This window comes from Flexivirga lutea (assembly GCF_054778955.1).
Window position 1 is genome coordinate 1 of record NZ_BAAGZB010000019.1, and the last position, 502, is coordinate 502.

A 502-nucleotide genomic window follows, 5' to 3' on the forward strand; every position below is an offset into this window, starting at 1 on the left:
GGAAGTAATTTCACCGCGGCGTCGTGAGCGCTGAGTCAAAACGACCACGTTTTTCTTCAGTTTTCCGGTTCTCTCAGGAGCGCGTGCGATCACTTCTTCCTTAAGCACTTCTGCCCCAGCTAATAATATGCTCTCCAAAAAGATGACAATATCCTCAGCGGAAGTAGCTCCTATCTCGACACGATGCTTGTCCCATATATGCCTAAGGCCATAGGCTCCCTCGAGACTTTTTGTCCTTTTGTTGTAAAAACCGGAATCTCCTAGCTTGAGGATGATTTTCCCTGCGGGAAAGTCTGCATTCATGCTTGGCAGTTCTAGAAAAAATTCACTTCCATCACACTTAGCCACTCGTGCATTTTTTGTTTTCTTATCATTAAGAACAGCTTCAACTATATCGCGTGGAAGTAACAAGTTCACAAACTACACCTCTATAGCCTTCACTATTATGTTTAGGCGTTAAATCCCTTTTTGAAGGGCTGATTCTAACACTGACGTAATGAGC

The 502-nt window shown here is 43.8% G+C and carries 1 protein-coding gene; it reads right to left on the reverse strand.

The window, feature by feature from the left end; translation table 11 throughout:
- A partial coding sequence (locus ACYVBN_RS18395; RefSeq protein WP_460601775.1) for an HK97 gp10 family phage protein occupies positions 1-417 on the reverse strand: 417 nt, incomplete at its 3' end.
- Positions 418-502: the final 85 nt, after the last annotated feature.